This window comes from Pseudomonas sp., assembly GCF_049590575.1.
In the GTDB taxonomy this organism is placed as follows: Bacteria; Pseudomonadota; Gammaproteobacteria; order Pseudomonadales; family Pseudomonadaceae; genus Aquipseudomonas.
Window position 1 is genome coordinate 1 of sequence record NZ_JBAWDE010000295.1, and the last position, 7,839, is coordinate 7,839.

A 7,839-nucleotide genomic window follows, 5' to 3' on the forward strand; every position below is an offset into this window, starting at 1 on the left:
CTTCCACCCGCTGGCCGTCGAGTCGCCCACCGCCCAGGCCCACGCAGCCCGGCCGGATGCGGCGGATGAGCCGCAGCACGCGGTGCTGGCCTGTAAGAAAATCCTCCACACTTTTGGCATCAAGCCACGGGCATGGCGGGCGGGGCTACCGGCGTTGCTCGACCGGTTCTATCGCCACAGCTGACCCAGCACATAACCAATGTGGGAGGGGGCTTGCCCCCTCCCACATTGGTTATGCAGTGTTGCTTAGAACTTGTAACCAATACCCACCATGTACACCATCGGGTCGACGTCCACGTTGACCTTGGCGCGGGTGCCCTGGCCCAGCGCGTTGTTGTCCACAGTGGCCTTGGTGCTGATGTCGATGTAGCGCGCCTGGGCGTTGATCATCCACTTGTCGTTGATCATGTAGTCGGCGCCGATCTGCGCCGCCCAGCCCCAGGAGTTCTCCGCCTTGAAGTTGCTGAAGCCTGCGCCCTGTGCACGGCTGCCAACGTGTTCGTCGTAGATCCAGGTGTAGTTGATACCGGCGCCGACATAGGGTTGGAACGCGGATTTATTGTCCAGCGGGTAGTACACCACGCTCAGGGTCGGCGGCAGGTGTTTCAGGGTGCCGAGCTTGCCGTTGGCGGCGCCGAGGGCGGTGCCTTTGATTTTCACGTCATGCTCGAACGGCGTGGCTGCCAGCAGTTCGATACCGACGTGGTTGGTCAGCATGTAGGCGAAGTTGAGGCCCAGTTGGGTGTCGCTGCTCATGGTCGCCTTGCCGCCCAGGTTGGTGCCCGCCAATGGGCCCTGGTCAACCTTCACGTGGCCGCTGTCGGCTTTCGGGTTCACGGTGATTGCACCGGCGCGAACCAGAATGTCGCCCGCTTCGTGAGCGTGTACGGCGGGGGCGGCGAGGGCGAGCGCGAAGAGGGACGCGCCGAGCAGAGACTTGTTCATGGGAGCTCCAAAAGGACGTTAAAAGTTGTACGTCCAATGGTAAAGATCGTTCCGCCCGATCTTTTGACTCAGCTCAATGAAAGGTCGATCAAGGCTATTCCTGCAGCTCGTAGATATAAATCTTCTCGGCATCCATTTGGTACCCGGCATCGGCCAGTTCGCTGCTGGACGGCTTGACCTGCATCGCGCCCTCGATCCAGTACGGCTGGTACAGCTCATCGAGTTTCACCCCGACTTCGCTTTTCACGTGCACGATCTGGTTCGATGGCGGCGGCGGCACATGGATGCACGCGCCGAAATACGGCACCAGCAAGAACTCGGTGGTGCGGCCTTCTTCGCTGACTTCCAGCGGCACGATATACCCCGGCAGGCGAATGTGCTGGCCGTCGAGGCTCTGCACCACCGGCGCGTTGGGCAGGTCCTGCTTGGCGGCGGGCGCCGCCTCGACCGACAGCGCATCGGCCATGTTCGACAGGTTGTGCAGCGGTTTCATATTGGGGATTTCCGGCGGTGCGTCCGGCGGGATCATCTCCTGCCAGGACAGATCCCTGGGCTGTTCTTCGGCCCAGGCCGGCACCGCCACCCACAGCAATAACGCAAACACAACGCGACGCATCGAAGCCTTCCTCATAAACGTATCGACAGGCCATCGGCCAGGGATTGCCGGTAGGCGCGCCACGCGGGCACGCTGCCCATCAACAGCGCAGCGGCCAGGATGCCCGCGAGCAAGGTCCACTCATAGTCGCTCGGCCAGGCCAGCGGCAGTTCCAGGCCGTAATTGGCCTGCAGGTACCCGCGCGACGCGGCGATGCACACATACAGCAGGCCCACGCCCGCGACCACGCCGGCTAGCGCCAGGGCCAAGGCCTCGAAAATCAGCAGCGTCGCGATATGCCAGGGCCGCGCGCCCACCGAGCGCAAGATCGCCATTTCACGGCGGCGCTCGTTGAGGCTGGTGAGGATCGCCGTGAGCATGCCGATCAGACCGGTCAGCACCACGAACAGCGAGATCACGAACAGCGCTTTTTCGGCGGTGCCCATCATGCTCCACAGTTCTTGCAGCGCCACGCCGGGCAGAATGGCGAGCATCGGCTCGCCCCGGAATTCATTGATCTCGCGTTGCAGGGCGAAAGTGGAAATCTTGTTGTTCAGGCCGAGCATAAACGCGGTGATGGCCTGCGGGGTCAGGTCCATATTGCGGGCCTGGTCGGCGCTGATGCGGCCTTTGCCCTGGGCCGGCACGCCGTTGTGCCAGTCGATATGGATCGCCTCCATGCCGCCCAGGCTGATATGCAGCGTGCGGTCCACCGGGGTGCCGGTGCGCTTGAGAATGCCGACCACGGTGAAGGGTTTGTCATCGTGTTTTACCAGGCTGACCACCGCCACGCCGTGGGCCAGCACCAGCTTGTCGCCGAGTTTGTAGTGCAGCGCGTCGGCGACTTCGGCGCCGAGCACCACTTCGAATGGGTCGGTGGCGAAGGCGCGGCCGCTGGCCAGTTCGAGGTTTTGCTTGCGACCGTACTGGTAATGCTCGAAGTAGGATTCGTTGGTGCCCATCACCCGGTAGCCGCGGTGCGAGTCGCCCAGGGAAATCGGGATTGCCCATTTCACTTGGGGGCTGGCGGCGAAGTGCTCGTAGCTGTCCCAGCGGATGTTGTTGGTCGCGTTGCCGATGCGGAATACCGAGTACAACAGCAGGTTGACCGAGCCCGAGCGCGCGCCGACGATCAGATCGGTGCCGCTGATGGTGCTGGCAAAACTGTTGCGCGCCTCGACGCGCACGCGCTCCACCGCGAGCAACAGGCAGACTGAAAGCGCGATGGCGAACGCGGTGAGGATCGCGGTAAAGCGGCGGTTAGCCAGGCTGGCCATGGCTAGACGGAACAGATACATCTCAAACCTCTGCGGGCGTGGCGGCACGATTGAGTTCGGCCAGCGACAGGTTGCGGTCGAACAGCGGGGCCAGGCTCTGGTCATGGCTGACAAACAACAGGCTGGCGCCGGCTTCGCGGCATTCGGCGAACAGCAGTTGAATGAAGGCTTCGCGGGCGTCGTAGTCCAGGGCCGAGGTGGGTTCGTCGGCGATCACCAGCTCAGGTTGGCCGATCAACGCACGGGCGGCGGCCACTCGCTGCTGTTGGCCGATGGACAGCGAGTCGGCGCGGCGCTCAAGCAGGTCCTTGTCCTTCAAGCCCAAATGCGCGAGCAAGGTCGCGGCGGCCTGGTCGACACTGCCGTGGCGCTGTTTCGCCCGTTGCGCGCGCAGCTTGGAGAAGTGGCAAGGCAGCTCGACGTTCTCGCGCACCGACAGAAACGGCAGCAGGTTGAACTGCTGGAAGATATAGCCGGTGTGGTCAACGCGAAAGCGGTCACGGGCGCCGGCCGAGAGCTCGGTCAGCTCCTGGCCGAGCAGGCGGATGCTGCCGCGGCTGGGTTTCTGCACACCGCCAAGCAACCCGAGCAGGGTGGTTTTGCCACTGCCGCTCGGGCCCTTGAGAAACAAGGTTTCCCCTGCTTCCAGGCGGAATGCGGGAATATCCAGCAGTTGTGGGTGACCGGGCCAGTTGAAGCCCAGGTCAGACAGTTCGATCAGTGCTTGGGTCATGTGAACTCAGAACTTCAGGGTGGCTGCGGTGGCCGTCGCTTCAACACCTTGCTGGCCGCTCGGGCCGATCAGTTGTACCTGAATTTTCTGGGTGGCGGGGAAGGTCTTGAACACCTGTGTCAGGTCCAGGTTGCCCAGCGCTGTCGGCGTGGAGCAGGTGAACTGGTAGTGGGCGTGGATTTCGCTGTGGTCGTGATGATGCTCGTGGGCGCCCTCTTTGGCGTCATCATCGTGGTCATCGTCGTGATCAGCTTCGGGCTTGTCGCCGAACAACGGGCTGTTGAGTTCCTGGGTGCTGACCACGCAACCGGCGGCCTTGGGCAGGTTGAACAGCGCCGCAGGGTTTTCCAGTTGTTTGCGCGCGGCGGCGACCTTGGCCTTGTCGGCGGCGGTAGTGGCCAGGTGTTCGAAACCCACGAGGTTCATCGCCGGGCTGTCCAGTTCAAGCTCCAGGGCCTGGCCGTCGAGCACCGCGTTGAGGCGACCGACCCCGTGCTCATGGGCGCCGAGGCTGCCATGTTCGTGCGCATGTTCGTGCTCGTCAGCGGCATGCGCGATGGCGAGTGGCAGCAGGGCAAACGGCAAAGCAAGCAGCAGACGGCGCATGAGAAGGCTCCAGAAGATGAAAGTTTTGTTATGTGATCTTATAACAATAACGCCGAGAGTTTGACCGCCCGCTTGGCGTTGCGCAAGCCGCATGGGAGCATGCCGGTCAGAAAAGTGCAGGAGGAAGGACGATGTTGCGAATTCGTGGAACCGTCGGTGACATGCCGGTGGACTTGACCCTGGAGCTGGACGACGGTGATTGGGCGCGGCTTGGCGCGCAGTTGCAGGCGGCGCCAGTCGCGACAGCCGCGCCAGTGGCGCCGGTCAAGCATACTGACGACCTGTGGCAGAGCGCCCAGGACCTGTTGCGCAGCGCCGGGCAACTCAATGGCCTGGAATTGCTCGATCAGCTCGAAGGTTTGGCGGGCGAGGCCTCGGCGGGCAAGCGCCTGCTGGTGCGCCTGCGCCATAGCGCCAAGGTCAAGGTCAGCAGCGGCGGGGATACACCGCTGTACAGCTGGGTCGGCGATTAATACAGCGCGGCGAACAGCTTGCGGCGGTACACGCTCACCAGCGGGTGATCATTGCCCAGCAGTTCGAACACCTGCAGCAAGGTCTTGTGCGGCAGGCCTTCGCTGTAGCCGCGATTGCGGATAAACAGCTTGAGCAAACCTTCAAGCGCCGCGTCGTACTGCTGGCGCGCCAGTTGCTGGATGGCCAGTTGATAGGCCGCTTCATCGTCCTGCGGGTTTTGCGCCAAGCGGCTTTTCAGGTCGGCGGCGTCCGGCAGGTCGGCCGCCTGGCGCAGAAAGGTGATTTGCGCCTTGGCGCCGGCGAGGGCGGCTTTGTGCTCGTCACTTTTGACCGCGTCGAGCACGGCCTGGGCTTCACCCAGTTCACCGCGTTCGGCTAGGCAGCGCGCATACAGAATCAGCGCGGCGGCGTTGGTGTTGTCTTCGCCCAGCAGCGCGACCAGCACGGCTTCGGCGTCGCTGATACGGCCTTCGGCAAACAGCGTCTGGGCCTGTTCCAGCGGGTCGGCCGCCGCCGGTGGTGGCATCTGCACGTGCGGTTCCAGCATCGCGCGCACTGCCGACTCCGGCTGCGCCCCGGCAAACCCGTCGACCGGCTGGCCATCCTTGAACAGCACCACCGTCGGCAGGCTCTGAATGCCAAACCGCGCGACGATATCCTGTTCGGCCTCGCAATCGACCTTGGCCAGCAACAACTCGCCCTGATAACTCTCGGCAATTTTCGCCAGCATCGGCATCAGCGCCTTGCAGGGCGCACACCACTCGGCCCAGAAGTCCACCAGCACGGGTTTTTCGAAAGAGTTCTGGATCACCGCCTGCTCAAAGCTGGCGGTGGTGACGTCGAAGATATACGGCGTGGGCTCACTCATGGGGCGTCTCGAATAAAGCGGGAATGGGGCAACTATAAGGGCTGGCACGGTTGACCGGAAGCATGGTGAATCCAATAGAGCTATCGCAGGCAAGCCCGCTCCCACAGGAGGACGCGGTCAACTGTGGGAGCGGGCTTGCCCGCGATGGTTTTAAGGGCGCCGCGAATGGTACAGGCTCACCTTGCGAAACTCCCACGGCTCGGCCAGGTCCGGCAGGGTCAGGGCATCGAGGATCTCAAGCCGGCGATAGGCCGGGTGCTGGAAGTCGCGCACACGCGAATCCGCCACCAATGCTTCACGGCTGCGTGTCAGGAACTGATCGAGCAGCGGCAGGTTGGCGCGGTCGTAGAGCACGTCGGCCACCAGGATCAGGTCGAAGCGGTCGGCTTCGGTGAAAAAGTCCGCTGAATAGCCCAGTTCGACACCATTGAGCTCGGCATTCGCCCGACACGCGGCCAACGCCAGCGGGTCGAGGTCGCAGGCCACCACTTCCAGCGCCCCGGCCTTGACGGCGGCAATCGCGGCTACGCCGGAGCCGGCGCCAAAATCCAGCACGCGCTTACCCGCGACCCATTCCGGAGTCGCCGCCAGGTAGCGCGCCAGCGCCAGGCCGCTGGCCCAGCAAAAACTCCAGTAGGGCGGCTCGTGCAGGATGCGCCGGGTTTCTTCGGGGCTGAAGGCGCGGTCCATGTTGTCCGCATCCAGCAGCCACAGCGACAGCGCGGTCCCCGGCAGCGGGCAGGGCACCAGGTGCGCGTCGCCGATCAGTTCACTCAGCGCGGCTTGCAGGTCCAGCGGTGGCGTCATGGGGCCTTGACGAGTTGCAGGGGGCCGGTGGTCTGGGTGATCGCCTGGGTGATGCGCACAGCGGGCAGGTGCAGGATCAATTGGCCGGACTGGCTGGCGCGCCCGCGCAACTCAACCCGTGCGCCAGCCGGGAACGCCTCGGGGTTGTAGCGCAAACGGAACGCCAGCGGCTGGCCATTGCCGGTGAGTACGCTGCTCGCCAGCAGTTGTTGCGGGCGCGAGCGATCATCAATCACCAGCAGGGCCATTTCGACTTCGGCACCGGCCGGCACGTTGGTCAGGCTGCCGCTGATTTCACGCTGATAGGCGGGCAGGGGGCCCATGTCTTCAATACCCGGTACTTTTTTCTCTTGTGCGGGCACCGGTTGCGGCGCTGCGGGCTTGGGGGCTTCGCTGCTGCAGGCGACCAGAACACTGAACACGCTAAGCAAAACAAGTGGTCGTAACTGCATGAACGGCTCCAGAAAGGGCAAAATCCGTGACTTGAAAAATATGAAACATAATTGTCAGCCTATATACCGTAAAGGCTATGGCTTGTCTTGCCACGGGGATGCGCTACCATGGCCCTCCCTTTTTTTGTTGCCTGCCACCATGCACTGTCCCTTCTGCGGTGCCAACGACACCAAGGTCATTGACTCGCGACTGGTCGCCGAGGGCGATCAAGTACGCCGCCGGCGCGAATGCCTGGCCTCTGGCTGCGGTGAACGTTTCACCACCTTCGAAACCGCCGAACTGGTATTGCCACGTCTGATCAAGTCCGACGGCAGCCGCCAGCCTTTCGACGAAGACAAACTGCGCGCCGGTATGCAGCGCGCCCTGGAAAAACGCCCGGTGAGTGTCGAGCGGCTGGAGGCGGCACTGGTGCATATCAAGCACAAGCTGCGCGCGACCGGCGAGCGCGAGGTCAAGAGCCTGGTGGTTGGAGAGCTGGTGATGGGCGAGCTGCAAAAGCTCGACGAAGTCGCCTATATCCGTTTCGCCTCGGTGTATCGACGCTTCCAGGACCTCAATGAGTTCCGCGAAGAGATCGACCGCCTGGCCCGTGAGCCCGCCAAAAAATGACCTCACCGTCTGCTGAACAAGCCATCCTCGACGCCCATTACATGGCCCGCGCCCTTGAACTGGCGCGCAATGGCCGCTACACCACGCACCCCAACCCACGGGTCGGCTGCGTGATTGTGCGCGGTGGGCAGATTGTCGGCGAAGGCTGGCACGTGCGCACCGGCGAGCCCCATGCGGAAGTGCACGCCCTGCGCGCGGCCGGCGACAAGGCGCGTGGCGCCACGGCCTATGTCACCCTCGAACCTTGCAGCCACTATGGTCATACCCCGCCGTGCGCCGATGCGCTGGTGAGTGCCGGGCTGGCACGGGTGGTTGCGGCCATGCAGGACCCCAACCCGGAGGTCGCCGGACGTGGCCTGCAGCGCCTGGCCCAGGCCGGCATCGAGACGCACAGCGGTGTGCTGGAAGGCGAAGCGCGAGCCCTCAACAAGGGCTTCCTCAAGCGCATGGAACACGGCCTGCCGTTCGTGCG

General features: G+C 63.6%; 12 protein-coding genes. 4 read left to right on the top strand and 8 right to left on the bottom strand.

Features of this window, described 5'->3' with window-relative positions:
• Positions 1-184: sugar nucleotide-binding protein (locus WBR57_RS20775; RefSeq protein ID WP_424086157.1), on the top strand; the 184-nt coding region annotated here is incomplete at its 5' end.
• A 62-nt stretch (positions 185-246) separates the two neighbouring features.
• On the opposite strand, the gene WBR57_RS20780 is transcribed toward WBR57_RS20775, so the two are convergent.
• The 5 genes from WBR57_RS20780 to WBR57_RS20800 form a co-directional block, all read right to left on the bottom strand.
• A complete protein-coding gene (locus WBR57_RS20780) occupies positions 247-945 on the bottom strand; it encodes an OmpW family outer membrane protein (protein ID WP_122538750.1) in 699 nt (232 codons plus the stop codon).
• A 94-nt stretch (positions 946-1,039) separates the two neighbouring features.
• The gene (locus WBR57_RS20785) at positions 1,040-1,561 is read right to left on the bottom strand and encodes a DUF3299 domain-containing protein (protein WP_424086160.1); all 522 of its coding nucleotides are present in this window, start codon (positions 1,559-1,561) and stop codon (positions 1,040-1,042) included.
• Positions 1,562-1,572: 11 nt separating this feature from the next.
• On the bottom strand, positions 1,573-2,838 hold the full coding sequence (locus WBR57_RS20790; RefSeq protein ID WP_424086162.1) for an ABC transporter permease: 1,266 nt from the start codon (positions 2,836-2,838) through the stop codon (positions 1,573-1,575).
• Position 2,839: 1 nt separating this feature from the next.
• Positions 2,840-3,550 carry an ABC transporter ATP-binding protein gene (locus tag WBR57_RS20795; protein WP_424086164.1) on the bottom strand — a complete coding sequence of 237 codons (711 nt, stop codon included), beginning with the start codon at positions 3,548-3,550 and terminating at the stop codon, positions 2,840-2,842.
• 6 nt (positions 3,551-3,556) lie between these two features.
• The gene (locus WBR57_RS20800; protein WP_424086166.1) at positions 3,557-4,156 is read right to left on the bottom strand and encodes a DUF2796 domain-containing protein; all 600 of its coding nucleotides are present in this window, start codon (positions 4,154-4,156) and stop codon (positions 3,557-3,559) included.
• A gap of 131 nt (positions 4,157-4,287) precedes the next feature.
• On the opposite strand from WBR57_RS20800, the gene WBR57_RS20805 reads away from it, so the two are divergent.
• Positions 4,288-4,629 carry a hypothetical protein gene (locus WBR57_RS20805; protein WP_424086168.1) on the top strand — a complete coding sequence of 114 codons (342 nt, stop codon included), beginning with the start codon at positions 4,288-4,290 and terminating at the stop codon, positions 4,627-4,629.
• Here WBR57_RS20805 and trxA read toward each other — a convergent pair.
• From trxA to WBR57_RS20820, 3 genes are all read right to left on the bottom strand, one after another.
• Positions 4,626-5,498, bottom strand: a complete 873-nt coding sequence (gene trxA, locus WBR57_RS20810) for a thioredoxin (protein ID WP_424086170.1) — start codon at positions 5,496-5,498, stop codon at positions 4,626-4,628. The two genes, WBR57_RS20805 and trxA, sit on opposite strands and share 4 nt — an antisense overlap.
• Before the next feature lie 150 nt (positions 5,499-5,648).
• Positions 5,649-6,305 carry a class I SAM-dependent methyltransferase gene (locus tag WBR57_RS20815; protein WP_424086171.1) on the bottom strand — a complete coding sequence of 219 codons (657 nt, stop codon included), beginning with the start codon at positions 6,303-6,305 and terminating at the stop codon, positions 5,649-5,651.
• Positions 6,302-6,757: a YbaY family lipoprotein gene (locus WBR57_RS20820; RefSeq protein WP_424086173.1), complete on the bottom strand. Its 456-nt coding sequence runs from the start codon at positions 6,755-6,757 to the stop codon at positions 6,302-6,304. Before WBR57_RS20820 ends, WBR57_RS20815 begins: the two co-directional genes overlap by 4 nt.
• 139 nt (positions 6,758-6,896) lie before the next feature.
• Between WBR57_RS20820 and nrdR the strand changes: the two genes are divergently transcribed.
• A complete protein-coding gene (nrdR, locus tag WBR57_RS20825) occupies positions 6,897-7,367 on the top strand; it encodes a transcriptional regulator NrdR (protein WP_164487963.1) in 471 nt (156 codons plus the stop codon).
• Positions 7,364-7,839 (top strand): bifunctional diaminohydroxyphosphoribosylaminopyrimidine deaminase/5-amino-6-(5-phosphoribosylamino)uracil reductase RibD (gene ribD, locus WBR57_RS20830; RefSeq protein WP_424086175.1); only part of this gene is annotated, 476 nt, incomplete at its 3' end. The genes nrdR and ribD, both read left to right, overlap by 4 nt.